The organism is Microcoleus sp. POL10_C6 (assembly GCF_036701585.1).
GTDB lineage: Bacteria > Cyanobacteriota > Cyanobacteriia > Cyanobacteriales > Microcoleaceae > Microcoleus.
Genome location: NZ_JAUBRB010000048.1, coordinates 1 through 26,102 on the forward strand (window position 1 = coordinate 1; position 26,102 = coordinate 26,102).

Annotated in this window: 15 protein-coding genes; 5 read left to right on the forward strand and 10 right to left on the reverse strand. The window is 47.5% G+C overall.

The window, feature by feature from the left end; translation table 11 throughout:
- Window positions 1-301: 301 nt before the first annotated feature.
- From QUA34_RS22515 to QUA34_RS22525, 3 genes are all read right to left on the reverse strand, one after another.
- Window positions 302-595 carry a hypothetical protein gene (locus QUA34_RS22515; protein WP_333389283.1) on the reverse strand — a complete coding sequence of 98 codons (294 nt, stop codon included), beginning with the start codon at window positions 593-595 and terminating at the stop codon, window positions 302-304.
- A gap of 4 nt (window positions 596-599) precedes the next feature.
- Window positions 600-974: a hypothetical protein gene (locus QUA34_RS22520; RefSeq protein WP_333389284.1), complete on the reverse strand. Its 375-nt coding sequence runs from the start codon at window positions 972-974 to the stop codon at window positions 600-602.
- A gap of 292 nt (window positions 975-1,266) precedes the next feature.
- A complete protein-coding gene (locus QUA34_RS22525; protein ID WP_333389285.1) occupies window positions 1,267-1,566 on the reverse strand; it encodes a hypothetical protein in 300 nt (99 codons plus the stop codon).
- A gap of 226 nt (window positions 1,567-1,792) precedes the next feature.
- On the opposite strand from QUA34_RS22525, the gene QUA34_RS22530 reads away from it, so the two are divergent.
- On the forward strand, window positions 1,793-2,557 hold the full coding sequence (locus QUA34_RS22530; protein ID WP_333389286.1) for a DUF4058 family protein: 765 nt from the start codon (window positions 1,793-1,795) through the stop codon (window positions 2,555-2,557).
- A 219-nt stretch (window positions 2,558-2,776) separates the two neighbouring features.
- On the opposite strand, the gene QUA34_RS22535 is transcribed toward QUA34_RS22530, so the two are convergent.
- The 6 genes from QUA34_RS22535 to QUA34_RS22560 form a co-directional block, all read right to left on the reverse strand.
- Complete coding sequence (locus QUA34_RS22535; RefSeq protein ID WP_333389287.1) at window positions 2,777-3,487, reverse strand: hypothetical protein; 711 nt, start codon at window positions 3,485-3,487, stop codon at window positions 2,777-2,779.
- Between the two features lie 99 nt (window positions 3,488-3,586).
- Window positions 3,587-4,921 carry an MFS transporter gene (locus QUA34_RS22540; protein ID WP_333389288.1) on the reverse strand — a complete coding sequence of 445 codons (1,335 nt, stop codon included), beginning with the start codon at window positions 4,919-4,921 and terminating at the stop codon, window positions 3,587-3,589.
- A 4-nt stretch (window positions 4,922-4,925) separates the two neighbouring features.
- Window positions 4,926-9,422: an amino acid adenylation domain-containing protein gene (locus QUA34_RS22545; RefSeq protein ID WP_333389289.1), complete on the reverse strand. Its 4,497-nt coding sequence runs from the start codon at window positions 9,420-9,422 to the stop codon at window positions 4,926-4,928.
- Between the two features lie 90 nt (window positions 9,423-9,512).
- Entirely contained in the window at window positions 9,513-17,219 is a 7,707-nt protein-coding gene (locus QUA34_RS22550; protein ID WP_333389290.1) for an SDR family NAD(P)-dependent oxidoreductase, read from the reverse strand.
- A 344-nt stretch (window positions 17,220-17,563) separates the two neighbouring features.
- Window positions 17,564-19,456 (reverse strand): tyrosinase family protein, encoded by a 1,893-nt coding sequence (locus QUA34_RS22555; RefSeq protein WP_333389291.1) that lies wholly within the window; start codon window positions 19,454-19,456, stop codon window positions 17,564-17,566.
- Window positions 19,457-19,833: 377 nt separating this feature from the next.
- On the reverse strand, window positions 19,834-20,040 hold the full coding sequence (locus tag QUA34_RS22560; RefSeq protein ID WP_333389292.1) for a hypothetical protein: 207 nt from the start codon (window positions 20,038-20,040) through the stop codon (window positions 19,834-19,836).
- 871 nt (window positions 20,041-20,911) lie between these two features.
- Between QUA34_RS22560 and QUA34_RS22565 the strand changes: the two genes are divergently transcribed.
- Together QUA34_RS22565 and QUA34_RS22570 are read left to right on the forward strand one after the other, a co-directional pair.
- Entirely contained in the window at window positions 20,912-22,420 is a 1,509-nt protein-coding gene (locus tag QUA34_RS22565) for a metallophosphoesterase (protein WP_333389293.1), read from the forward strand.
- 372 nt (window positions 22,421-22,792) lie between these two features.
- Window positions 22,793-23,053, forward strand: a complete 261-nt coding sequence (locus QUA34_RS22570; RefSeq protein ID WP_333389294.1) for a hypothetical protein — start codon at window positions 22,793-22,795, stop codon at window positions 23,051-23,053.
- A gap of 361 nt (window positions 23,054-23,414) precedes the next feature.
- Here QUA34_RS22570 and QUA34_RS22575 read toward each other — a convergent pair whose 3' ends face one another.
- The gene (locus QUA34_RS22575) at window positions 23,415-24,050 is read right to left on the reverse strand and encodes a hypothetical protein (protein ID WP_333389295.1); all 636 of its coding nucleotides are present in this window, start codon (window positions 24,048-24,050) and stop codon (window positions 23,415-23,417) included.
- Between the two features lie 236 nt (window positions 24,051-24,286).
- On the opposite strand from QUA34_RS22575, the gene QUA34_RS22580 reads away from it, so the two are divergent.
- Both QUA34_RS22580 and QUA34_RS22585 read left to right on the forward strand, forming a co-directional pair.
- Complete coding sequence (locus tag QUA34_RS22580) at window positions 24,287-24,583, forward strand: hypothetical protein (RefSeq protein WP_333389296.1); 297 nt, start codon at window positions 24,287-24,289, stop codon at window positions 24,581-24,583.
- Window positions 24,584-24,748: 165 nt separating this feature from the next.
- Window positions 24,749-26,053 (forward strand): leucine-rich repeat domain-containing protein, encoded by a 1,305-nt coding sequence (locus tag QUA34_RS22585; protein WP_333389297.1) that lies wholly within the window; start codon window positions 24,749-24,751, stop codon window positions 26,051-26,053.
- Window positions 26,054-26,102: the final 49 nt, after the last annotated feature.

The window sequence follows — 26,102 nt, forward strand, 5'->3', positions numbered from 1 at the left end:
TCATCTTTATTTGACAATTTTACTAGCTTTTTCATTTTAACTCTTTTTTGACACATTCGCAAAAGTGAGATGCACCCAAGTATCCTATGTATTCAATTACTGTAATTAAATTTCACTACATATTTATTACTACCCAAGATAGTACCCGATTCGGTAGCAGCACTGATCGAATAATATGCGTAACAGATAACAAATCTGTGCTGAATCGAAAAAAGAGCATCAGCATTAGTGTTGGGAACGGGGGAATTGAGCATAAAAAAACCAGTAGCGAACTGGTAAACCGCTGCTGTCAGGTAAGAACTTAGGAAACAAGAGGCTTGAAAGTGTGAATTCTTGTCCAATCGAAAGTATTTCCGATGTAACTGTCGAATAAGTGACTGTCACCGCGCAACAAAACCTTGTTGGCAGGAAACCAATGACTTTCGCCACTGCAATCTCGAACTAAGGTAAAGGCACGGGAATAGCAGGGAACGATCGGTAATTCAATTGCACCAACAGCCCAACCCGGACACCAAACGTTTCCATAGTGAAAGAAACAGTCTTTTGGTTCTGGAAACCAAGTAATGTGTTCTTGAGTAATTTTTAAGGTTTCCATAGAATCACCAAGCAATTGGCTTAAAACTGTTGATTTTCGCCCAATCGAAAGCATTTGCTGAGTAAGTTTCAAAAAGATGAGTTTGACGATGATTCCCGCCTCGAATGGCAACTTTATTAGCAGAAACCCAATGACAGCCACCTTCAGCATCACGAACCAAAGTCAAGCAACGGGAATAGCTAGTAGGAATCGGCAGCTCAATTTGACCAATCGCCCATCCCGGACACCAAAGAGAGGGATTGTACAAGAAGAAACAATCTTTAGGTTTCAGAAACAAATCAATGTGTTTCTGAGATGTTTTCTGTTTCTCCATCGTTTCTAGTGTTTCCATCGTTTTTCCTTGATTCAACTTCTGCAACAGCTTGATTGAAAGCTTCATCGGTGGGTTTTTCAATGATACCAATCGAACAAAACCATCGGAGTTGGATAGTTCGTCCGCCTCGGCAAATAGTGTGTTCTGCGCTATGGCATAAGTGCTGGGAGCCGCCATTGAGGAGTTGATCGTAATAATATGTGAGTTGATCGGGCGCTAGAGGAATTGGGTTTTTACCACCAAAGGGGCTGGTGTAGCAGGGTTTTTCTGGTACATTGTAAGCACTTAAATCTCTTGCCATTGGTTTTAGGTTAAGGTTGAGTTTGACCTCTCAGTAGGATGAGAGGTCATGGTTTAACTAAACAGATTCTGAAATTTGATATGCTGCCAGATAGATTTTGTCGGTGCTTTGCGGGCGCTGACCTTCTATCTGGTCACTTACTGCCAAAGCAATTTTGATTTTATGCACTTCGTATTCAGTGGGAAGCACTCGGTTAGTGATACAATACCCGGCAGTCGAATCAAAGAATCTGTTCAGGTCAGTTTCGTACTTGAGAAACTTCACAAATTCTTTCAAATCCATATAATTGATATTAGTGATCGTTGTATCTATTCCTACTTCAACACCGTTTAATTTAAAGCGAACATCGGTATTCATATTGCTATCGACGAGCGAGCGAACTGTTATTGTTGTAGGGATTGTGAGAACTTCTAAGATTTATCCAGCAACAGGATTTGTAATTATAATTGGTTTTTTCACAGTTCTGTAACTTTGAGAACTGTGGGATTTTTTGATCGACCAAACTCTAAGTATGTAAGAGTTATTAGTGCAGCCAATCAACAATTATGTCATAATGAGTTTTGTACAGAACAGAGATATTCCTATGAAACTGCATTTTCCAGGAATGAATCCTTATCTTGAAAATCCTACTTTGTGGTCAGAAGTTCACTCCTGGCTGATTATCGAGTTGGCCCGATCGCTTAATCCCTCACTCATACCCAAATACCGAGCTGCTGTAGAGAAACGGGTTTACATGGATTCTCTACTGGTCGGTATTCCAGATGCCTCGGTTTTTCAACAAAACCCCTCTGATTCGCCAGCCACGAACCGCGTAACAACTGGGGTTTTAACTCAACCAATTCGAGTAACATTGCCCCTGACTGAAGAAATCACAGAACGCTACCTAGAGATTCGAGAGGTCAAGACTGGGAGGGTGGTAACGGTTGTAGAAGTTCTCTCACCCAAGAATAAACGAGTCGGTGAAGGTCGAGATAAGTACCTCACCAAGCGACAAAAAATTCTGGACAGTGCTACTCATTTAGTTGAAATCGATTTGCTGAGAACCGGAAACTTTATGCCAATGACAGAAGGGATTCTCACGGACTACCGCATTCTAGTCAGTCGGGCTAATCTCCGTCCTGAAGCTGAACTTTACCCGTTTAATGTAACCGAACCGATTCCCCAATTCTTGTTTCCTTTGCAGCCACCAGATGAAGAACCTGTTGTGAATTTAGCTGAGATTTTGGAACAGGTTTATCAGGAAGCGGCTCTAGATTTGGCAATCGATTATTCCGTACAGCCCGTCCCACCGCTGAGTGAGAGTGACTTTCTTTTTGTGCAGTCTTTGGCAGAATCATCGGAAAGCTAAACCAGTTGTTGAAATTGTGGGATTTCTGGAGTAACAAAACTGTGTTTAAGTCGTGGGGTATGAAAGCAAATTGACTTCTAGCGTCGAATCGCAACAAATCAAAAGTTATTTGAGGCAATTCGGCGCTTTGCTAATGGGCCGTGGGAGCAAATCCAGCTCGCGCCAAGCAAAGAAATAGGGCGATCGACTGCTAGGGCAAAATCTACCAAAATTCTATTATCACAAACCGGAAAAATTATCAATAATCCGTTGCCGCCGCGCCTCTAACCAGCCCTCTAACGCTTTTCGACGCTGTTGTGCTTTTGCAGCCCGCTGTGTGGCATCCGCTTCCTCGCTACGTGGCTTTTCCACCTTTATGGGCGTCAAGACAAACTGAAAACCGCGTTTGACTACCGTAGGGACAGTGATATCTTGAACTTCCCACACCCGATCCGATCGCGTTGAATTTTGTTGAGCGACAGAAAGGGAAATTCCTTGATTTTCTGGGGAGTGAATAACGTGGCAGTCTCGGTTAACCTGTTGAGCCATTTCCTGAAACTTGACCATCTCTGTCGCTAACAGCTCCGCCAGGGCGTTTATGCGCTCTGCCTGCTCCTCCAAATGTTGCATTCTCTCTTTCAGATGCTGCTTTTGAGCTTCCTGTTTGAGCTGTTTTAGCTGTACGATTGACTTCTCCAACCTCACCACATCTTCTTGTAGCGCCTTTAAAGCCGCGTCTGAAAAGACAATTGGGAGAGAGTGTCCGTCCCGATGCCGATCTTGACTCGCCTCGATATCGCAATTGTCTTGCAGAGCGAGAGGGAATGCAGCCCCAGAAGGCGACTCAACTCCAAAAGGCGATTCCCTACGGGATAGCTTTGCTTCACGCACCTCACCGATCGCGGAGAACGGCTCCTCACTTTCTGTTACCGTTGAGTCGAATATTTCCACAAGTTTATCTAACTCTAGATTAAACGTCTGGGGATTAGGAATGGGGCATACATGGCATTGGGAAAAAGGTAATTGGTGGGATTATTCTTTCCCATGCCCTTATTGAGTTTTGGCAGCAGGTTCACCAGCAATAACATCCGGCAGTTCATCTTCCAGTAGCCGCAAGCGAGGATACTGGTAACCTGCAACCGTTACTAGCATGACCATCACTCCTGCGATCGCCAACAGCAGACCAATACCACGACCTGTGCCAACGCCGATGATTTGTCCGATGCTTCCTGCTAACAAACCGTTGGCAGCCATTAAGGGTTCAAAGATGCGATCGGCTAGAGGGCCAGCAGCGAGATAACCAAGCGGTAGGGATGACCCACCGATCGCCCGTCGAACTGCAAACACTCTTCCCTGCACCTCGGGTGCGACTTTGGTCTGCAAAATTGCTTGGCCCGAGCCCAGGAAAAATGCGGCGCTGAAATAGGCACCAAACCCCGCGATCGCAATCAGGGGAATCGAAGCCCGCACTCCCAGGAAGAAAATGCCTAGACCGAGCAGCAGCTCAAAACCGAATACCCCGTACATACGGCGTTTCGGGCCTCCCCAAACGCTCATCAGAATGCTCCCGACCACCATACCGCTGCAAGCAATGGACTGCACAGTGCCCAGCACAGCGACTGATGCGAAAGCTAGAATTAGCGGTGCGAACAACACCTGAGCGATGCCGATCGCGAAATTGCTGACAGCTATGAAAATCAGCAGCCCCAGCAGTCCTGGGCGGGCGGTGATGTAAGTCCAACCGTAAGCCATTTCTCGCAGCAGACTCAGATTCCCGGCTTTCCTGACAGTATGGGTCTTGGCATCAGGGAAGCGGATGTTCAGCAGGGTTACTAGGGAAAACAGGAAGGTCGCGAAGTCGGTGAGGATAATACCCTCAAGTTGTATGACACTCAGTAGTCCAGCCGCCAGCATCGGCGCGAGGAACTGGGCGGCGGCTTCTCCTAGCTGAATCATCCCGCTGGCGCGACCCAGATGCTGTTTGGGAACCAGTAGGGTGGTGGCGGCGCTATAGGCTGGCCATTGAAAAGCGCTAAAGGCAGAACTGACCGCGACTGCTAGGTATATATGCCAGATTTCCAAGCGACCTGTAACCAGGAGAAGGGCGACGGCTACTGTACTCAAACCGGCACCCGAATCACTCAGAATCATGGCCCAGCGGCGGTTCCATCGGTCTATCAGGGCACCGGCGAAGGGAAAGAGTAAGATCGCCGGTAGCCTAGCAAACACAGAAATGAGAGCGAACTGAGTGACTGAACCGGTGCGTTCATAGACCCAGACCCCAAGGGCAAAGCTCGTCAGACCCGACCCCATGAGAGAGACAAGCTGTCCGAACCAGATGAGGAGGAAAATCCGCATTCCTTGAGCTACAGGGCGTTTTGCCATCTTATTAATTCTCTGCTTTGAGGTTAGTTGCTAGCTGTTGAGCTAAAAGCTGAACGTGGGGGGCTCGGAGAATGGCATAGTGATCGCCTGGAATTGGCTGGATATCTAATAAGCCGTGAGTTGCTAATTCACCCCAGCCGTGGGTTGGGTCAAGCTTGACTTGCAGCGGTTTCTCGCTAGCAGACAAGAGGGCAATTTTGCCGGGATAGGGCTGGGGAATGTAGCTCAACATGGCTTCCCTGTTAGCTTGGAAAACCCGCATCAAGTGGTGCATTTGTTCATAGCTGACTTCGGGCGGCAAAATATTGAGATTTTTAGAGCGCTCTAGGATGTAGTTCAATTGCTCCTCTGGTGGGAGTTCTCGCAATTCATCAGCGGATAGAGGCAGCTCCTTACCGAACAGACCCCCCATATCCCTGGCAAGATGAACTAACAGCGAAGCCTCATCCATCTCCTCATACCAGTTAATAGCAGCCGGTGTATAGCTGTCTATTAAGGCTAGGAGAGCGACTTCTTCTCCCTGAAAGCACAACTGCTGTGCCATCTCAAAAGCGACAATGCCGCCCAAAGACCAGCCTCCCAGATAGTAAGGCCCAGAAGGTTGAATGGCTTGTAGGGCTTCAATATAGTGAGCAGCCATATCCTCAATACTGGTTTTGGGTTCCTGTTCGCCATTTAAACCGGCGGATTGCAAGCCGTAAAAGGGTTGCTCCTTCCCCAGATGACGGGCGAGCTCGAAATAGCAGAGGACGTTGCCACCAACGGGGTGGACGCAGAAGAAAGGTGGCTGAGTCCCAGCGGGCTGAATCGCTACCAAGGGAGAGAATGGCACAGAATCCGTTTGCTGGAGCAGAAGACTTGCCTGGTGTTCGATTGTGGAGTTCTGGAAAAGGCTTGCCAGGGGCAGATATTTTCCGAACTGCTGCTGAATCTGAGCCATCAGGCGGACAGCTAAAAGAGAATGACCGCCGCGTTCAAAGAAACAGTCCCGGACTCCAACGGGATAGACATTTAGAACATTTTCCCAGATTTGTACCAGTTGCATTTCCAGGTTGCTGCGAGGTGCGACGCTGGTGGTTTCTAGACTGAGATGGGATGTATTCAGTGACGGGAGGGAGCGCCGATCTACCTTGCCATTAGGTGTCAGTGGCAGCGCATTCATCATTACAAAAGCGCTCGGTATCATATATTCGGGCAGCTTTTGTTTTAAGTAGTCCCGCAGGTTGCGAGTCACGGTGCGCTGCAAAGTTTTCCACAAGCCTTGAGTTTCCAACAGATGTGATACAGTTTGGTCAACTAATGCCTGTTCGTTGGGCGTAAGATGAAAGCGAACCCCAGCGTGTGGGGGACGCGACCAAACTATTGTCCCTGAAAGCCAGCGCGGGAAGCTCTCTTCAGGCAGTTGCAGGTGCAGGCGGACGCTTGTACCTTCATCGATAGCTGGCACCCCCGCCAGACCAACGCCACCGGTGGAGATATCCGCTGTGTGGAGTGCGATCGCGTTGCCGTCTAGTTCTAGTTGGCATTCACTCTGATAAGGGATGCGATCTGGAATGAGCTTGGAGACGACATAAGCTACGAGGCGCTTGTCCCCCGGAGTGTCTTCCCTGACAATAATGACTGCTGAGTTCACATCGGGATGTTGCGCCAGCAAGGATTCGATTTCTCCGAGTTCGATGCGGAAGCCGCGAATTTTTACCTGGTTGTCAATGCGACCGAGAAACTCAATGTTGCCGTCGCTTAGGTAGCGGGCTAAGTCGCCAGTTTTATAAAGGCGTTGCCCAGGTTCATCGCTAAAGGGGTTGGGGATGAACTTCTGGTTGGTTAACTCCGGGCGGTTGAGGTAGCCTCTGGCGATGCCTGCGCCGCCGATGTGAATCTCGCCCGGTACACCAATAGGAACAGGATTCAAATATTTGTCCAGCAGAAAGATCTGCATATTGGCAATAGGGCGACCAATCGGAACCTGTGTTCTGAGTCCTGAAGACTGACAATGATATACACTACTCCAGACCGTTCCTTCTGTTGGACCGTATTCGTTGAACAAAGATGTGTGCGCCAGCAGCTTGCTATTGTCTTCAACCAACTCTCTGGAACACGGTTCGCCTGCCACAATAACAGTACGAAGACAAGTGAGCTGTTGTGGTTCCGCTTGCTCCAAAATCACGTTATAGAGAGATGGAAGACTCAATAAATGCGATATATGATGTTGAGCAATTAACTTTGTAAGCTGTAATAGCTCTTGTTGGAACTTTGCTGGTGGTAGTACAAGTATGCCTCCCTGGCATAATGTCCAAAAGATGCCCGCGATCGAACTGTCAAAGGCAAACGACGAAAGTAATAAGAAACTGGTCACAGGTTCGCTGTAATAAGAAATACGAGCACTGGTGGAGTGGACTAGGTTTTGATGGGTTACCAGCACTCCTTTGGGTTTCCCTGTAGAACCCGAGGTGTAGATTGTGTAGGCCAGGTTATCGGTCGTCACGTTGCTGACGGGTTTTTCCTCGCTTTCTTGGGCGAGGACTTCCCACTCGGTGTCCAAGCAGAAACGGTGCCCTCTGTACTCAGGAAGACCGGCGACTAGCTTCTGTTGGGTTAATAGCACCGACACCTGGGCGTCTTCCAGCATGAAGGCGAGACGCTCCTGGGGATACGATGGGTCTAACGGCAAATAAGCCCCACCAGCCTTGAGAATGCCTAGGAGTCCTACGACCATCTCTAGCGATCGCTCTACACAAATTCCGACCAGCATTTCTGGTTCCACACCCAATTTTTGCAGGTGGTGTGCTAGTTGATTGGATTTTGCGTTCAACTCGCGGTAGGTGAGTTGCTTGTCTTCAAACACCACTGCCACAGCGTCAGGCGATCGCTCTACCTGGGCTTCAAATAGCTGGTGGACGCATTGATCGCAGGGATACTCGGTTTTTGTGTTGTTCCATTCCACTAGCAACTGATGTCTTTCGGTAGCAGTGAGCAGGGGCAACTCTGACAGCCTTCGATCGGGGTTGGCAACAATCCCCTCTAGCAGAGTTTGAAAATTCCCCGCCATGCGAGCGATCGTGGTTGCATCAAATAAATCGGTGTTATATTCCCATAACCCGATTAACCCTCGGTCGGTGTTTTCAAAAGATAAGGTTAAGTCTAACTTCGCTGTGCAGGTTTCCACCCAACACGGACTGACAGTTAACCCGGGAAGTTCTGAGGGAATCAAGGGAACATTGTGGAATACGAACATCACCGAAAACAAAGGCGTATGACTTAAGGAACGCGCTGGCTGCAATTCTTCTACCAACTGTTCAAAGGGCAGCTCCTGATAAGCGTAAGCACCCAGCGCCACTTCCCGCACTCGCAACAGTAATTCTAAGAAGCTGGGGTTCCCGCTGAGGTCAGTTCGCAATACGAGCGTGTTGACAAAAAATCCAATCAATCCTTCAATTTCAAGGCGATTGCGGTTAGCAATCGGCGTGCCAGTGCAGATGTCTGCCTGCCCTGTATAGCGGTATAGCAATATTTGGAATGCTGCCAGGAGCGTCATAAACAGGCTGACGTTTTCCCGTTTGCTCAAGTTGGCAAGTGCCTCACTCAGCTCTTTTGAGAGGGGCATGGATTGATGCGCCCCCCGGAAAGTTTGAACAGGAGGTCTCGGTCGATCCGTCGGCAGTTCCAACATTGAGGGAGCGCCTTGGAGTTTTTCTTTCCAGTAAGCTAAGTAGGACGATCGTGTCAGTCCCTGCAACCACCGCCGCTGCCAGTGGGCGAAGTCGGCATACTGTAGGGTCAGTTCCGGTAGCGGTGAAGGATTGTTACGACAAAAGGCGTCGTAGAGTGTTGCTAACTCTTGGGAAAATATACCGCCCGACCAACCATCAAAAACAATATGATGTACATTAATTATAAATATGTGTTCAGTTTCCTCTAGCTGCAACAGCAGGACACGCAATAAGGGATCTGTCGCTAAGTCGAAGGGACGCTGAATTAGCTCGGTGGCTAATCGTTGGATTTCAATCTCTCGTTCGTCATTCGGAAGCTGCTGCAAGTCTTTGAGGGGCATTGTCAGCTTCAGGGTTGAGGCGACAACCTGAATCGGTTGTCCGTCAACTTCCCTAAACGTGGTACGCAATACTTCGTGACGGCGAATAATTTCGTTTATACTTTGCTCTAGTATTTTCGCGTTCAGGTATCCTTTGAGACGCAAGGCTACTAATTCGCTGTAAAAAGGGTTAGTTGGATCGAATTTGTTCAAAAACCAGAATCGCTCTTGGCCAAAAGACAGAGGCAATTCCTCTTCTCGCGAGACAGGTATAAAGAGGAGTTCACTCTCAATTGCGATCGCGTTGCTATGTTGCACCAACGCAAGCAGTTCTGCCTTGTACTCAGCCATTAGATCGCGCAGCTCCGGGGTCAGAACTCCTTTGGGGGCGCGAACGCGCAACTGCTCTCCCTCAGTCCACACTTTTACACCTTGTTGGGAGAGTTCATCGACAAACTGATTAAATTTCATAGAATGCGTGCAGTTTGTTAACAATTTATAGGCACAGCTCCTCCCAAGGATTGGGGAGCTGTTCAAAGTCTTAATTAACCGGAGGCAATTTTACAGCTCCATTTCCTCTTCCTCGTCCTCATTGAGTTCAGAAGATGGGGGCACTGACATGATTATCTGCGTCAATGCCAATTGCCCCAGCAATTGCTCCAGCAATTGCTCTGCGAGTTGAGAAATGCTCGGACCCCGCATGAGTTTCATTGTGGGCACGTCCACTTTCAGATCGCTCTTGATGCGGTTACTCAGCTCCACTGCCATCAAAGAGTCAAGTCCCAAATTGGTCAGCGGTTTGGAGTTGTCCAGCTTGGCGGCAGAAGTTCCCAAGATACGGGCAACTTGTTCGCACAGACGAGACTCCAATAAATGTTGGCGATCTGCCGGTTCGCTTTCCATGAGGGTGTTGTAGAAGGAATCTCCTTTATTGCTGGAGGAACCAGGTTCTTCAGAAATAGATTCTCCCCCTCTCAGATAAGAGAATCGCTCTGATGCGCCCGCTGCGTGAACCTGACACCACCGCTGCCAGTTCACCGGTGCCACGGTTGTCTGGACTGCCTCAACATGGAGTAATTCTCCCAGCATTGTGAGCGCTTGCTCCGATGGCAGCAATTTAGCTCCAATCCGCTGCAAATGTTCCCCTACTTCACCTTGGCGAGCAACGAAACCAACATCGCCAATGACTCCCCAGTTAACAGTCAGGGCTGGAAGTCCCATAGCGCGGCGGTGGTGCGCCAGCGCATCCAGAAAAGCATTGGCAGCGACATAATTCCCTTGTCCTGGATTTCCCCAAGTTGAAGCCAAAGAGGAGAATAGCATCAAAAAATCTAGCGGCGCATCCAAGGTCTGCGTATGCAGGTTCCAGGCTCCGATAACCTTGGGAGCCATTACTTTGAAGAAGCGTTCGCGGTTGAGTTGCAGCAGAACACCATCGTCTAGAACCATTGCAGCGTGAATAATCCCTCGTAACGGAGGCATAGACTTCTTAATGTCAGCCAGCACATCAGTCACTTGAAGAGCTTGGCTCACGTCTGCTTTAGCAACTACCACGTTCGCGCCCGCTGCCTCCAGGGTTTTTACGGCTGACTGGGCGGCTGGTGAGGCGACACCGCTGCGTCCCATCAAAACTAGGTGTTTAGCACCGTTTTTCACCAACCACTGAGCTACGGCTAAACTAAACCCACCGAGTCCGCCAGTAATCAAGTAAGTTCCATCAGCGCGAAATGTCACTTTCTCCTGTGTTGCGTCTGTTGCGGGAGCTACCACTACATCTGGGTCTTGCAAAGACAGCACAATTTTGCCAATGTGCAATGCCCTCGCCATGTAGCGGAAGGCATCTCGCACCTTGAAGATTGGAAAGACTCGGTGGGGGAGCGGATGCAGAGTTTGTTCCTCAAAGTGTTTCATTAATTCCCGGAATAGCTCCCCGGAAAAATCAGGGCGATCGCGGAACATACGGTCTACGTCCACAGCGAAAAACGACAGATTATTCCGAAAAGGTCCCAGCCCCAGTTTGCTGTTTCCGTAAATATCCTGCTTGCCGATTTCGATAAAACGTCCGTAGGGTGCGAGTACAGAGATGCTTAGAGGAATTGCTTCTCCCGCCAAAGAATTGAGGACAATATCAACTCCTTTGCCCCCGGTGAGTTGCATTACTTCATCAGCAAACGCGGTGGAGCGGGAATCCATGACGTGATGGACGCCAAGCGCTTTGAGAAATTCCCGTTTTTCCCGACTGCCGGCTGTGGCAAAAATCTCCGCACCGGCTTTTTGTGCCAGTTGGATGGCGGCCAGACCCACACCGCCTGCGGCAGCGTGAATGAGAACCCGTTCCCCCTTACGGATTCGCCCCAATTCGTGCAGAGCGTAGTAAGCCGTGAGGAAAACGGCGGGAATCGTGGCCGCTTCTTCAAAACTGATATGTGCGGGCTTGTGTACTACCAAGCGAGCATCTGCGATCGCATGACTGCTCAAACTGTGAGGGGCGCAGGCGATCGCTTCCTCGCCTATCTCAAACCCTTCAACGCCCGAGCCAATAGCAGTAATAATGCCAGCACACTCTAAGCCAAGCGATCGCCCTGAGTAGCCCCCCTCTAAAGCTTCATCTGATAGCATCCCCATTGCTGCCATGACATCTTTGAAGTTGAGACCTGCCGCACAAACCTGAATCTCAACCTCTCCCGGCCCGGGGTTTTGGCGTTCAATCGCCCGCAAGGTCAGGTTGTCTAAAATTCCAGGTTTGGAGATTTCTAAATGGAACGGTTGAGAAGAAGCAGTTACAGCCTTTTTCTTTTCTGTAGCAATATCTGCGGGCGACACCGAGATCAGGCGATGGACATACCGCGCTTCTCCCCGCAGGGCGATTTCATCTTCTTGCTCGTCTGACCACAATTGAGCAAAAAGCGACAGAATCTCTGCGGGAGAGTCAGCAAGGCTGATATCTACCTTCGTACACTGGAGATTAGGAAATTCATTATTGATCACCCGACCCAAACCCCACAAAGGAGACTGAGCCACCGAAACGGATTTGACTGATTCTCCTACCGCCTGCGCTCCTTTGGTGACCAGTACAAGACGAGGGGAACTCCCCACTCGCTCCAACACCTGAACCAGGTGCAAAACGCTCAAGATTCCCAGTGTCTGCGCTTCTTCCAGAGAAGCAATTGTAGTTTCCTCGGTTGGAGTTATGTCTAGACTCCACAGGTGAACTATCCCGCGACAGGCAGGCTCAGAGGCACTCACAGTCTCCAGAAGTTGCTGCATATCTTCTGGACTGTCTGGGCGGATTTGGAAAAAACCAGCATCAAGACGCTTGAAGCTATCTCCAGGCTTGATGAGAATAGGAGTCTCTAAGCGTTCTTTGAGTGCGACTGCCAACTGCTGCCCAACTAAGGAGCGATCGGCAAAAATCAGCCAGCTTCCCGGCTGTAAAGATTTAGCAGTAACGGCGGACTCGGTTTTAGTTTCTAGCTGAACTTGAGGGCCTTGAGCCAAAATCACATTACTCGCAGACTCACTCGCGTCGTTATCTGAAATGCCAGCTACTTCAAGAAACCCGACATCCGCCAGTAAATTTTGCCATTTTTGCCAGGAAAGGAGCGGGTGTGACGGTCGTAAGTCCAGATCGGAAAACAGCCACCAGCCCTTGAGCATTCCGAAGCTCAGATCCGCTAAACGGGGAGCCTTTGTTATTTCCAGCACCACCAGTAACCCCTCAGATGCTAGAAGCTGTTTAACATTCTCCAAAGTGGAGCGTAGCTCGCGGGTGGCGTGCAATACATTTGATGCCACAATTAGATCGAAAGAATGGGGGTCAAATCCTTGAGAAACCGGGTCGGCTTCAATATCCAAAACTCGGTACTCAATGAACGGATAATTGCTAAATTTCTGCTGGGCTGTGGTGGCGAATACTTGGGTAATATCGGTAAAGACATATTCGGTCTGCTTTGCTGAAAGCACGGGTAGTACATAGGATGTCATAGATCCCGTCCCCGCACCAATTTCCAATATCCGCACTTTTCGCCCTGACGGTAAACGCTCCAGTGCCGCCCGTATCGCCTTCTGAACTAGCAGGTTATAAATACGGAAACTCGGCGAGTCTTGGTACAGATGCTCCGATGTTGTCATCGAACCTTCCGGGAAAATTAGTTGCAGCGGATCGACTTCTCCGCGCAACACTTCTGCCAATTGCTCGCAACAACGCCCTAGCATTAGCTCGGCTTGATAGGCAGGAAATCTCGCCAAAAGTTCTTTCCAAGTTTCTTGCGGTTCTTTGTATTCTGGAATCTGGCAGACCTCCCACTCGTCCTCTACCCGACGCAGAACGCCATCTTCGTGCAGAATTTCTAACATTCGACCCAATAGGCGGCGGTGCTGGGATATCACGCCCAGTTGCTCAGCAAGTGTTTCCGCGCTTATGCGAGTCAGCAATTGAGGCTCAAAGCCGAGCTTTTCGAGGGCTTTCCAGACGTAACCGGCACACAAAAGGTCTAAGAGCGGCCCTACCGTCGAGTAGTAATGCGGACGGCCTAATTGTACGCTCAAGTGAGCCGCTTCGTTTTGCAAGCTATGGGCCAGAAGCTGGGGAGAGGGCAGATAATCAGCAGGCTGGCTCAAGCGCGTGGTTCCAGGGCGTGCTTTCAATTCCCATTGGTATTGGTAGAGATAATCCTCTTTTTCTGAAATCACCTCGTTTGTAGATCCCAGGGACTTGCAGCAGAGCCCCTGAATTTCTACCAGTACGTTGCCAGATTCATCTAGCAGTTGAATGTCTCCCTTAATCCGATGCTGGTTCTGCTCCACCAGACGGGCGTAACTCCACACTTGAACTCCGGGAGGACTATAAACGCGAAGTCGTTTTATCTGAACCGGCAGGTAAGTTTGCTTTTCTGACAAAGTGCTGATAAAAGCCTGAAAGCAAGCATCCAAAAGAACCGGGTACAATTGGTAGTCTTTGACTTCTTTCTCTAAACCTTTAGGAATTTTTAGTAGCGCGATCGCTTCAGAGTCAGCACACCAGAGTTGCTCGATTCCTTGGAAATTCGGGCCATATTCCAGTCCCATTTCCTGGAACTGCTGATAGAGATCGCTCTTGGAAATTTCGCCAGTACACCGGCTGCGAATCTCATCCAACACAACCGACTTGGGAGCGTGGCCATTCTGTAGCCTTTGCAAGTTGCCAGTTGCGTGTTGCACCCACAACGATTCCTTACCCTTGACTTGACTGTGAATGTTGAAAGAGGTTTGACCCTGGCGATCGACACTCAACTGAAGTGTTGACGGTTCATCTGCTAAAAACAGCGCCTTGTGAAATTCAAGGTCTTCTAAAACATAAGACCCTTCACCGAAAATTTCTTTGGCAGCAGCCAGCGCCATTTCTATATAAGCGGCTCCCGGATATACCACGGCTCCCTGAACGCGATGGTCTTCTAGATAAGAGAGGCGGTGCAAGTCTATCGTTGCATTCCACTGCGGCTGGGGCGATTCTAGACGGCTTCCCAGCAGCGGGTGAACCGGCACTCCCAGCAAGGTTCGCTGATAGGTTTGTCCCAGCCGAGCTTGTTGCGATTCTTCTGATTCGTTCCAATAGCGTTCTCGCTGCCAGGGATAGGAAGGCAGGCGAACAAACTGACCTTCTGAATAGAGCCGGTGCCAGTCTACCGGATATCCCAGCGTGTAGAGCTTGCCAAACGATCCCAACATCACAATCTGTTCCGGTTCTTTGCGCCGCAGCGAAGGCAGTGCCGCTACTGTTTTGCCTTGTTTGGCAGCGCACTCAGAGATGTAACTGGTCAGGACTGGATGAGCGCTAATTTCTAGGAATACGTCATACTGGGCTCTCATCAGTCCCTCGACTGCTGTGACAAACAGCACCGGATTCCTCATGTTTTGCCCCCAGTAGACCCCATCAATTTCTGGCCCTTCAACCTGCTGGCCAGTGACGGTGGAGAATAGAGGAATAGTAGCGGATTGAGGGTTAATTCCTTGCAGGCACTCTGCTAGTTCTGCTTTCAAAGGCTCCATTAAGGGACTGTGATAAGGCACTTCCACTTGCAGGAACCGGCAGAAAATTTCTTTCAGTTCTAGAGATTTGGCAATTTCTTCTAGAGCGAGAGTTTCTCCAGCTAGAGTTAGACCTTGTGGGCTGTTGATAGCTGCGATAGAAAGGCGATCTTCGTATCCGACTAGAACCTGCTGAGCTTCTTCTAAAGACAGCCCGACGGCTAGCATTTTTCCTTGTCCCGCCGTTTTTGCTTGCAATCGGCTGCGGTGGAAAATCACGCTAATGGCATCTTCTAGACTCAAAACTCCAGCAACGTGGGCGGCTGCCACTTCGCCGACACTGTGACCGACAATTGCTTCAGGGATAATGCCCCAACTGCGCCATAAAGCAGCGAGTGCGACTTGCACAGAAAAAATCGCACACTGAGCAATTTGGGTAGAGTTGATGCGAGAGTTTTCCTCGGATGCCATCAGTTCTTCCAATAGCGACCAATCAGCATATTGCCGCAGCAATTCGTCGCACCGTTGAATAGTTCCTCGGAATACGGGTTCTTCTGACAGCAACGTCCGCCCCATCGCCCACCATTGCTGTCCCATGCCTGAAAACATGAAAGCCAGTTTGGGTTCGGAGTCTGGAAATGAGCGACCGGAAGACATCCCGGTGCGGGTTTCTCCTGCTAAAAACGCTGACAGGTTTTCTGTAAGTTCTTCTTTGGAATTCCCCGCTACTGCCAGCCGGTAGTCGTGATTCCCTCGGCGCAGGCTAGCAGTGTAGCAGATGTCGGAGAGTGAGGAATTTTCAGTGATTAAAAAGTTTTTGTAAGCCGCTGCTAATGCCTTAAGTGCTTCTTCAGAGCGAGCTGACAGGGGCAATAAAAAAGATTTAAAACTTGGAATTTGGGAGTTGGGAGAAATTCCGCCTCCAGCATTTTCAGGGGCTTCTGCGACCACTACATGGGCATTAGTGCCGCCAAATCCAAAAGAATTGATGCCGGCAAGACGCGGCCCTTTACCATTAGGCCAAGGTTCTAGGGCAGTCGGCACGCGCAACCGCAATTCCTCAAATGGAATGTTGGGATTTGGGGTTTCAAAATGCAGAGAGGGCGGAATCTGCCGGTGCTTTAGAGCTAGAGCTAGTTTGATTAATCCAGCAACACCTGACGCTGATTCCAAATGTCCGATATTGCTCTTTACCGAACCGACAGTGCAGTAGTCTCCAGCAGACCGATTTTTCCCGATGGCATTTCCCAGCGCGTTGGCTTCAATCGGATCGCCTACAGACGTGCCGGTGCCGTGAGCCTCCACATACTGTATTTGCTCTGGTGAAATGCCTGCAAGTTTGCAGGCTTCCCGGACAGCGGCCTCTTGAGCCATTCCGCTGGGAACTGTGATCCCATTGGTTTGACCGTCCTGGTTGATTGCGCTACCTCGGATAACCGCATAAATCGGATCTTTGTCTGCAAGCGCTTGGGATAAAGGTTTCAAGACAACGATACCGGCTCCTTCAGCGCGGACATAACCGTTAGCTCGCTCGTCAAAGGTTTTGCAACGCCCATCGGGAGAAAGCATAGATGCCTTCGAGAATCCTATGGTCACTTCTGGTTTGAGTATGGCATTTACGCCGCCTGCGATTGCCAGCGCCGACTCTCCATTCCAGATACTTTGACTTGCCAGATGGACAGCAACCAGCGCAGAGGAGCAGGCGGTGTCAACGGCCATACTCGGCCCTTTGAAGTTCAAAATATAGGAGATGCGATTGGCTGTGACACAGTGAACGCCACCTAAATTTGTGTAAGCGTTAATCGAGTCGCGATCGCTCACACTTAACTGAATGTCGTGGTAATCGCTGCTCGATATGCCAATAAATACTCCTGTTTTTGACCCGGCCAGATTTTCCGGCACCTGCCCCCCATCTTCCAGCGCTTCCCAGGCTACCTCCAGCAGCAACCGTTGCTGCGGGTCCATGCAAGAAGCCTCTCGCGGAGAAATCCCGAAAAATTCCGCATCAAATTCGTCGATTTTATCTACAAAACCGCCCCAGCGAGTTCTGATTTTGCCCGGTTTTGTCCCCTCCGGGTCATAGAAATTATCTAAGTTCCAGCGATCTTCTGGCACCTCGGTAATAGCGTCTACGCCATCTCGCAGCAGTTTCCAGAAGGCTTCGGGGCTGTTGGCACCGCCAGGGAAGCGGCAACCCATACCGATAATAGCGATCGGTTCTTTTTGCGAGTTATTCATGTTTTCTGATGTATTTTGAGTCATTAAGTTTTCCGTTAGAAGTAGTGCTAGTTCTTCAAAGTTGTATCAATTTAAAGAAAGATAGAGGGGCGATCGCTTCCTAGCTGTCGGTATTTTGATATGTAGCTAGTGGGCGATCGCTTCTCCCAATTGGAGCTACATTAGGAAGACGAGTTTGCCAATGGATAGTTAAGATTCTAGGCTAAGCGCGATCGCGATATTTTTGCCTCCGACTGGGGGTAAATTAAGCATCCTCTTGACGTGGCTATATAAGTGACGATTGAAATCGCTAAATATGAAGACAAAATTTTATGATTTTAAATCTCAAAAAATTGAGCTTCATTTTAGCTATTCAATCGCCCTATCAGTTAGTAGGCGTAAAGCGAAACCCGTTCAATTTTCAGGGACTCATCTTTTGGACCGCTTGCCTTCTGAATCGATATCAATAGATTTGTACTATCCATTGCCTCACCCAGCTTCTCTAACTGGAGGAGCAATTCATCTGTAACGTCGAATTGGAAAGTCTTGGTGACGGGTTCAGGACTCGGAATCACAAAGAAAGAAATTGAACCCGCGTAGTAAGTATCGATGTCACTCTTTGAATCTTCATTAGTCTTTGAATCTTTATTAGGGAGATTCAGAAACACATCGTAACTGCCGTAGGGTCTGCCAGTATAAGTGACATCAACTTTTAATGTGTAGCCCTTGGGATCTGTAGGAGTTGAGGTGTTAGCTCTCAGATGTCCCAGCTCTGTTGCTATCTCAGTCTTCAGAGGTAACTTTAAGTCGATGGGGCGATCGCTGCTAACAACACTGTCAACTTTTTCTGAAGCAAGCAGCTTGGGAGCTGATGGTTTGCTAACCTCTGCCAGCAATCCCTTTGATGGGGGCAGAACTATAGGCGTATCGTCATACTGGTAGCCCAGGTTGTAAACCTTCTTAATTACATCGTTTAAGGTGTACTTAACTTTAGTCCAGCCAATCGTGCCATCAGATTCGACTTTAGGGTCGAAAAATGTGTATTCCCAGTCGTCTTGACCATCTATGTGTAAGTTACCTTTCGTGACGAAATTTCCATTGTCAGAATTTGTCCACTGATCCCATAGGCGATCTATATTGCCGTGGTGCATCCAAAAGATTGGATCGAAACCAGCACTTATAACATCAGCCATCAAGCCGTCGCCCCATTCGGGAGTTTTGGCATTGCCATTAAACACCCCATTGAATATCTTGTTGAATTTATTGTGTGGGTCGGCATACTTTCCATCGCCACCACCGATGTAGTCATGCATGGATCCATGAAGCTCGTCTTTGATTATATTATTGAACTCTTTAAAGTCAGGCGTTCTTATGAGACCCTCCACCTCGTTATACAAGTGCTTCCCTGCAAAGCCCGCTTCGATCTTTTCACCGTTCAGCAATTTACTAAACCGTCCGTCCTCAAAGAGACTATTGCTATCATCAGCGGGAAGTCTGAAGGCTTCCGGCATGGTGAGAAAGATATCTCCTGGATTCTTATCGGTCGAACCCAGGCTTACATACCTCCAATACGGTAGAGCAAAGTTCTTATCTCCCGAAAGCGCGCGCACAATATTCTCGAAATGATAAAGGTAGAGTCGGTGCCAGACTAGGAAGTTGTCATCGGATACCTCCGTTCTTTCTCCGTGTGCGTAGTGGGTGCAGTTGTCCCAAGCAATTAGACGATCTTGATGGCTTTTAGTGTAAGAAGGACACAGCGGATTGCTTTCCAGGTACTTCATTTCATAATCGCCCGTCGGCACCCAATGAATTGCACCCTGGTAATACCAACTCAAGGGATTGCTACAGTCCATCTGACGCATCTTAGCCAGCGCAATCTTGAGTGATTTAATATCCTCCTGGGCTTCTGGCGAGTGGGCTTCGTTCCGAACATACACTCTCGATGCTTCAGCCGGAGTGACTGCCATCCCGAAAACTAAAGCAATGCAAATCATAGTAATTGCAAAGAATTTATGCAAAGCTTTGAGCGCATTACCGCCACGAAACCCGGTAGAAACATTATCGGAAAAACTGTGTTCTGCCGCTCGAAAGGTAGACGGTGCGACGAGTCCAACCGTCACGATCGCAATAACCCTTGCCATCAGCCATGAAACTCGTGTGTGAAGTAGTTTCCGGAAAGCTTCTGGGCTGTTGGCGCCGCCCGGAAAGCGGCAACCCATACCGATAATAGTGATCGGTTCTTTTTCCGTGGTATTTACGGAACCTGATGTATTTTGAGTCATTAAGTGTTCCTAAGATGTTGTTAGTTAATCGGGCGCAAGAAATGGCGGTCAGATTATCGCCTTCTGGGGCTGTCGGTGCCGAAAAATTACAAGAAAAAGCATAGGTTCTGGAATTCAGGCACGGCAAGCGATCGCCTTGGCAGAAGTGTTCCGTCCTGGCGAATTATCTATTGGTCAAACCCAATGATTTGTAATGCGAATGCTCTTTTACTACGAAAGGGATTTACAAAAATGGGACGCTTGCGCTTTCTTGAACATTAGAGAAATTCCTAAAATTTTCCTGTCTTTTAATTTTTTTAGATGGAGAGCGCAGGAAATTTTATGGGGCATAATTTGCAGCGCATTTTCAGCGTCAAATATTTTCGGGCAAACTCGTTCTAATAATAGGACACCAATTTCTGTATCAAGCCACTATTGGAAAGGCGGGAGCAAGCGTTCGAGAGCCGGATGGTAGGTGCGATCGATCGCGAATGTGCGATCGCCCGTTCTCGAAGCCAAGATGCAGCAACGCCGCTGTCTTTTTCGCAAGTAAACCTGTGCACCCTCGGTTCCCTATGTAGGTCGCTAGTTTTTAACAGCTTCATTTTTGTCACCTGCCTAAAGACATACTTAATCTACCTCTATAGATAAATGCCTGTCAATGGCAAGAACATAAAGTTTGCATGAAGAACCAGAAAAAGGATAGAAAAAATCAACGTTTCCTGACTTAAGCAAGATTTGGGGATACCCGTTTAGGGCAAAAGTTGGGGTGCCGGCCGTCAGGAGGGCGCTTGAAAAATGCACGCCGAATTCTGGAACTGGCGTTTTTACTTCAGAAAATAAGCGATCGCTTCGTACCCGTATAACGATAAAACGTAAAGCCGCCTAAGCGAAAAGATTGCTAGAGGGGCATTCTTACAAGCGGTTTTTAAGGAGATGACAGATTACCCTATAGCTGTCTTTCCAAGGATCGAACCTCGACTTTTCGTTGCTTGAAATGGCGCAAACTCGTTAAATTTCCAAGATTGTGACAGTTATAGAGTAAGATTGCGATCGCTCATTCGCTTCAGACGGCATTGTTTGCGAATAGGCGTTAAATTTTTACAGGCTGTAGATTTTCTTAATATAAATAACCAAAAAAACGGGGTAAGACCCCCTTGACAAGCATCTATCTAAAGAAATAGAGTTTGTCTATCGGAACAGAAATATAGTTGATATATCGAAAGATAGAAGACAGTTAGCTGGTTCCCAACTAATTGAGAAAAAGTATTGCCTCTGTCAGCAAGTATTGCATCATTACCAGGTTGAGGATAAAAAATTGAATTCTCACGCATTTATTTTTTCAGAAGGCAGAGAGCGATCGTGAGATATGGTCAAATAATTTGGCAGCAGTGACAGGAGTCTGGAGATTTTCTTTATGGTTGCTGCATAAAGTGGATGGGCAACCCAACTGATAGGGTAAACAAGGTAAAAACTATGTCAAAGACTAAAATAGTCATATTAAGCGACATTCACATTGGAACGAATGCGCCTACAGTATGGTATCAAAAGGGTATTCACGAGAAGTATTTAATAGCTGTTCTAGATTGGGTCATCGAAAATTCTCAATCAATTCGAGAACTAATTCTTCTGGGCGATATCGTGGATTTTTGGACTTATCCGCCTGACGAACAGCCCCCTAGTTTTGATGAGATTATGGCTGCCAACCCAAAGATTTTTAGTTCTAGTGGCAAGTTAAGTGAGGTTTTAACTGCACTGGAGGGGAAAATCACCTATGTGCGTGGCAATCACGACATGACCATTACACAAAGTGACTTGGACAATATTCCAAATCCAAATGGCTACAAAATTACATTATCGCCTGATGACATTTACTACCCTTTAGGCAACGGAAACCACAGGATTGTTTGCACGCACGGGCATCTCTACACGATGTTTAATGCTCCTTACAATAATAGTAACAATTCACTTAAACCATTGCCATTAGGTCAATTTATTACCCGCGCTATGGCTTATAAGTGGCAACGGGATATTGAACCTGGTAAAACCGTGGCTGACTTAGATGCTTCTGGCGAACCGAATGGCATTTGCCTATACAATCTTGTAAATTCAGTTAATGATTCCGTAGCTGAAACAGTTCTCAACTATATAGTCACATTGACCGGGCTAGAAGAAACACACCCTATTCGGATGGCAAACAACACAGAAACTAGCATCAAAGAAGCTAAAAATATTTATCGCAATTTGTGGTCTGAATGGCAAAGCAAATCAGATAGAATTACTACGTCTAAATCGGCTATAGCCGATTTAAATGGGACTTTTATGGGCTGGTTCGCGCAAAAGCTAGCCTTTGAAGTGGGGGCAGAGCTAGTTATTATGGGACACACCCACAAGCCTATTTCTGGACTGAAGGATTCTTTAATCAAGTATTTTAATACAGGCTTCAATTGTCCTTCAAAATGTGACCTCTCTAAAAAGCATCCTACTTTCCTTATCGTTGATACGGATGATTGCCATGCTGCGGTTTTCCAAGTAGTCAAGGAGGGAGAAGTCTACACTATTCAAGCGGCTGAGGCTGAAGAAACTAAAGTAGCTGCGCCATTTGATTACTCTTGTTATTTAATTATCGATAACACTCAAGGCAACTGCGATCTGGACTTACTTGAATATGAAAAAGAACCAAAACACGGACATTATATAGTTACTCCTCCTCAAAAGATAAGTCGCGGAGAACAGGGAAGGTTTTGGCTGCAAGATTATCCGGGAACCAATGGTTCAGAGGGTTGGGCAAAATATTCGGCTCAAGGGAGAGTAATAAATTTGACTTACCAGTGCCCAACTGCTAGCAATTGGGGGAAGTTATCTTCAATAGACAACGGTTGCTCGGGAGCCAACTTTTATAGCAAGAGTGGGGGCGATAGCTGGGGCGATCTAAATCAAGTGAAAAAGCTAGGTCATCCATTTTTTGTGAAATTTGTCTTGTAATGAGGAAGCGGACATTCGACGCAGGAACCTATGCGTGCTGAGTTTCTGAACCTTCCGCACATTCCCCTCTGTTGCGTCCAGTGCAGCCGTGATAACACTGTGTCTGATGCGGTGAGGGAACATCTGCTACTGGCGTTGCTTAATCAGGGTATGAAAAAAATAACTTAAAAATCCCGAAGTTTTGTGGATACTGGTTTCTCTGACTTGCATATTGAGCCCTTCATACCCTAAATCAGCAACGCCCTTTACCTTTCGCTTCAAATCAATTCTACAGTTTCACGCTTGCATCGCCCACTGTCTCGGGCTATACCTGTGCTGACATAACGCATCTCCTTTGCTAATCTCAAAGTTAGTTCTTTACCGCAATTGCTGATGGGTAGCCAATCTACAGCCAAAACTATCTTTCTCCTCGTCTCTATGGTGGGCTGGCTTATCGTTGGTGCATCTTTGATGTATCTTTTTCCGGTCGTCGCAGATTGGTTAATATCCTCCGATCGCACCCATCTATGGATGCAGACCCTCAGCCGTAGCGGTTACAATCCTATGCTGGCTTGGGTAGGAGGAGGCATCACTCTGGTTATTACCGTGTCGGGGTATATCCTCTGGCATCAGAGGTTTGAAGGCAAGATTTAGAGCAATGGTCACAGATCGATTTGGGAGCGATCGAGTTCTGAGTTCAAAGAAGTGTGGGAGGCCTTTGCGGTGAGGCGTAAAAAAAGCCTGCCAAGACGACTATCAGAATTTTAGATATTGATGAGTGCTGGTTTGATATACAGTGCTTACTTTTTGGAAAATAGCGAGTGCTATATTTCTGAAAGTTTGGGCTGCTGTAAAGCAAGATAGTATTAATGAATCTGAATTGGCAACAGTTATTAAATTCTCAGTGATTTAGTCTTTAAGTTTCTGCTAGATTGCCCTTAGCTCTTAATAAGGGCATGGTAGTGGTTTGGAAAACTTAACTTTTATTTACAATATGCTTTCTATCCTATCTACTTTACGTCAAGTCTCTTCTCATTTGCAAGAGCGCTTGATTCAAGCCCTCGCTGTGAATCCAGCCTACGAAACCACCGTAAATCATTTTGCCATCGCGATCGGCTAAAAAAATGTGATCGACGCCGAGGGGGTTTTTCCAAGCCCTAACCGCTGTTCCATCCCTAAGTCTGATAATCGGATTGGAGCTGTTAAAATCCCTGTGGTGTGCTGGTGTCATTCCTGGGACAGCTTCTAAAATGGCGCGAGCTTCAAGGGTAACATCTGAAATGTTTGCAGCGCTGGCTGCTGAACAGCCACATCCATCTGTTACAGTTTGCTTGAGCCTTTCTTTGATATCGCCATCAAACAGGGATAATTGCTCAATCTCATCTAAAAGTTTCCCGTGTGGCTCAGATAAGCGCCTTTGGCAATAAATTGCTGTCAGCAAGTCCTCTAACCCTACTTTTGTCAGAGCATCTGCAATCAATCCCGTCAAACCTAGTACGGCAATGCCTCCGAGCATTCCAGCAGGGCCACCTAGAAAAGCTAGAGCTGCTGTGATTGCAGCCGCTCCTGTAAAACCTGTCGCAGCCATCGTTACTACCAGGATGATACCTGGTAAACCCAAAGCAGCTACTTTCTTGACGACTTCATCCATTTTACAAACCTTCGCTGTTGCTTTCTTTCCTCTACCAACCAGTTGCCAGCACGAAAAACCTGTTAGCGAAACAAGTTATTTATTATATCCTGACCTTGCCGTAGCAGTTTCGAGTCGTAGATGGGAAAATTAGATCATCCTAATGAAGCTGTAGCGGTTTTAACCCCTATGCTGGAGAATATAACAAAGCTGGCAAAGTACCAGAAAAGCAACGCATTAAACCAACGAAACTACCTATGACAATTGGCAAGCTTGAACTCATCATCAAAATTAACGAACTCCCGAATAACGTAGAGACTAACAAAGACAACTGGAAAACCTTTGAGCTTGACTGTGACGATCGGGTAGTGTCCGTTACTGTTAAACCAAAAATATGGAAGAAGCTTGAGGATGCTGCTGCCAACTATCCCATGTGGGTGGCTGCTATTGGTGGCAAAATGGGTGAGTCAACCCCTAACGGCTTTGTGCTACTAGAGCCAAGTATTCAGGTATTCGAGAAAAAACCGAAGGACCCTAAGCCTGAAGCAGAGTAGTGAGAGAGATTTGAGTAGCAATTGTGCAGAAACCCCTTAAAACAGCTTATATCGATATTTTGATAGAGCTTTCGCGGTTGCAAGTTTAAAATGGAATAAACCTGTTTTTTCCAACAAGCTAAATTCTAATCACAATAAGATAAATGTTACGGAGAAGTAAATGACATGACCCGAGAGGAAGCAGTGCGAAGAATTAAGCGGGTTGCCGATAAAAAATTGAGTAAACTAGACTTAATGGACTTGCAGTTGGAAGAAGTGCCACTGGAAATTGCCAAGTGTAGGCATCTGAAGTTGCTTTTCCTCACTTGCAATCAGATTACCTCCATTCCAGAAGTGTTAGGGCAACTGCCCAACCTGACAGAGCTTTCTCTGGGTGGCAATCAGATTACCTCCATTCCAGAGTGGCTTGGACAATTGTTCAATCTGACAGGGCTTGACCTCAGTCACAATCAGATTAGTTACATCCCAAAGGCGCTGGGGCAATTGTCCAATCTGACAGAGCTTGACCTCAGTAACAATCAGATTACCTCCATCCCAGAGGTACTGGAGCAATTTTCCAATCTGAAATCGCTTGGTTTCAGTGAAAATCAGATTACCTCCATTCCAGAGTGGATCGGACAACTGTCCAATCTGGAACTGCTTCACTTGGGCGAAAATCAGATTACCTCCATCCCAGAGGTACTGGGACAACTGTCCAATCTGGAACTGCTTCACTTGGGCGAAAATCAGATTACCTCCATCCCAGAGGCGTTAGGGCAACTGTCCAATCTGATATGGCTTGACCTCTCTAATAATCAGATTACGGGAATCCCGGAAGCGATTTACAAAAGGAAAAAGTTGAAAAGCCTAGATTTGCAAGGTAATCCGGTGTTAATGCTCCCGGAAGTTTTGGGGTACGGTCAAGATTATCAAGGTTGTGATGATATGCGAACCATTCCCGACTCTTACTCCCACGCCCGCAATCTAGCGCTACCTGAGCTAGATGCTGAGCGTCAGAAAATTGAATCTGAGGGATATTTTGACGTTGGAACTCTTCAAGATGCCAGACGACGGATAACTGCTTCTATTGTACAGCGACAGGGACAGTCTGAATTTCGACGTAAGTTGTTAATTGCTTACGGTGGCCGATGTCCAATAACTGATTGTGATGTAGAGTCAGCTATCGAAGCAGCACATATAATTCCATATCAAGGTACTCAAACCAATCATCCAACAAATGGTTTACCGCTCAGAGCCGACATACACACTCTGTTCGATTTGCATCTACTATCAATTCGACCAGATACCAATGAAGTGGTGATTGCCCCTGAACTCGTCGGCACCTGTTACCAAGATTTGGCTGATCGGAAACTGACTTTACCCCAGGATCAAAAAACAGTACCAAACCAAAACGCTCTGAGCAAGCATCATGAAACTTTTCTCAGCAAATGCAAAAGTGGTCAGCTAACAGCAAGCAATGAACCCAATTGAATTAGAGTGGCAACACATTAAATAAGATGAATTAGTAGGACAAATGTTT